At 54.8% G+C, this 1,966-nt stretch carries 2 protein-coding genes; both read right to left on the reverse strand.

All coding sequences use genetic code 11. The annotated features are described in order from the left end of the window. Nucleotides 1–118: 118 nt before the first annotated feature. Nucleotides 119–565: a tail fiber assembly protein gene (locus ACFV4G_RS43420; RefSeq protein WP_380449180.1), complete on the reverse strand. Its 447-nt coding sequence runs from the start codon at nucleotides 563–565 to the stop codon at nucleotides 119–121. After that, a partial coding sequence (locus ACFV4G_RS43425; RefSeq protein WP_380449182.1) for a hypothetical protein occupies nucleotides 562–1,966 on the reverse strand: 1,405 nt, incomplete at its 5' end. The genes ACFV4G_RS43425 and ACFV4G_RS43420, both read right to left, overlap by 4 nt.

Consider the following 1,966-nt stretch of genomic DNA (forward strand, 5'->3'; position numbering starts at 1 on the left):
CTATGTAAGCGCGCGTCGGATTTGGCACCGCGTTGCACGACATTTGGCATACACGGCGCATTAGGTTCCCGTCCGGTTTGGCGGGATGATTGGCATCATCGATCGGTAGTACTTGGCATCATGCAGGCACTACCGGCCAGGTGATGGATTGCGGATACCCTTCCTGATCGGAGACCCGGCTTAGCGCTATCCGATACTTCCTCCAAGCCTTCAATGACGCCGCCTCGGCCTCAGTGGCTTCCCCATCGTCGACAGCATCCTGAAGTGGGGCTATCACAAAATCTGCAACATTGCGTAGACGGCCATACTCTTCGAGAGCCATTGCCAGTGGGTCAGGCTTCGATATCTCCGGCTCGACGTATTTTGTCACGGGCGCCCCATTCTTTATCTCTGCCATCACCCGTTCATAGATGTCCGGTGTCTCGGCCAGTGTTGCGTGGAATGGGTAACCGCCGTAGGCGATGACGTAGGTGCCATCCTGACGGCTTTGTATACTGCCAATCGCTGGCAGGTGTGTATCTAAGTTTTCAGTTGCAACCAAGCTAATATCTTCTGCGTCCATCATTGAATTCTCCAAGCAAAACCAACGCTGGTTGCGGCACCGATTTGGGTTCCACCGGCTACCAGGCCAGTGCGGGAGCCACCGAGGAAGCTACCCGTGTTATTGAAGTTTAGGAACTGATAGGCCCATGTACCGCCCGCTGGCAGGGTTAATGCGCCCTCGATTGAGAGCCACTGACCTGCTACCGGTTTCATGAAGCTTGCGACGGTGTGGCAGGAGGAACCGGATGACAGAATGTCACCTGCCGATATGGTTGCAGCGCCGCCTGCGGCGGTGGTGACCGAAAGAGTGCTTGTTCCGTTTGTATGAGACAGCAGCACACCGGTATTTGGGCAACGAAGCCTAAGCAAGCTTAGAGAACTGCCTGGGGCGCTGCTATCGATGCTCAACGCAGGGGCCGACAAGCTCTGTGTAGAGGCTACATAGAGCGAACCGTCGATAGTGCCACCGGACTTATCAAGTTTCCCACCCAGCGCCGTATTCATCTGTGACGTGGTGAGGGCATCTGTGATGCCGTAGCCAGAAAGCGTGTTCGCTTTGTCGGCTTTCCCTTTAGTGGCCGAGCTGATCGCAGAGTCTGTTTGCACCCTAGTGTAAGCATCTGAAATGCCGTATCCGCCAAGGGTCGTGGCTTTCGCGGCCTTGCCCGCAATTACGTTATTAATGGTAGTTGCAAAGTTTGGGTCGTTCCCCAATGCCGCTGCCAGCTCGTTTAACGTATCCAGTGCGTCTGGTGACGACCCTACAATCTCTGCAATTGCGGCCCTAACGAATGCGGTGTTGGCTGCTTGATCCGTGTTTGAATCCGGCGCGGGGGTCGGAACTCTTGGGATCCCTGTAAAGGTCGGGCTAGCCAGATTTGCCTTAAGTGCGGGATTGAAGTTCACCTCCGTCCAAAGCTCTGCAACTGGTGTCCAACCCCCTCTGGCGTTTACAGACCGTATAGCGGCGGAGGCCTTTTCAGCTCCCTGACGGATTGCGAGCTGAGCTGAGTTATTGGCACCGTAGGGCAGATTGAGCACGCTTGCGTACTGGGCAAAGGTGTTGGCGCTTTCTCCGAAAAAGTAAAACCCACCCGGCCGTCCGATAACATCGCTTGCCGACTCCGGCAGGTCAGATGCTCCCAGACCATACTGACCTTTCTTTATAGCATCGGTAATTCCATATCCCTGCAATGTCGTAGGTTTGTTAACCAACTTTGTAAAGTCAGCCAAAGCCTGAACGGCCTTCAACATCTGCCCATCATCGTCTGGATTCAGTGCGAAGCCCATGCCTTGTATAAGGCCAACGATTTCCCGTTGGACAGCATTAAGCCAAGCAGCTTTGAGCAACGTGGCATCGACGCCCGCTCCTGGATTTCCTTCGGTGAATTCACCAACGGCGTTCGCCGTATTGGTACTGTCG

The sequence above is a fragment of the Kitasatospora sp. NPDC059747 genome (assembly GCF_042732955.1).
GTDB lineage: Bacteria > Actinomycetota > Actinomycetes > Streptomycetales > Streptomycetaceae > Kitasatospora.

Bases quoted from the DNA above. Each gene is read 5' to 3' on its own strand.
- ACFV4G_RS43420 (WP_380449180.1), bottom strand. From the start codon at position 565: ATGATGGACGCAGAAGATATTAGCTTGGTTGCAACTGAAAACTTAGAT.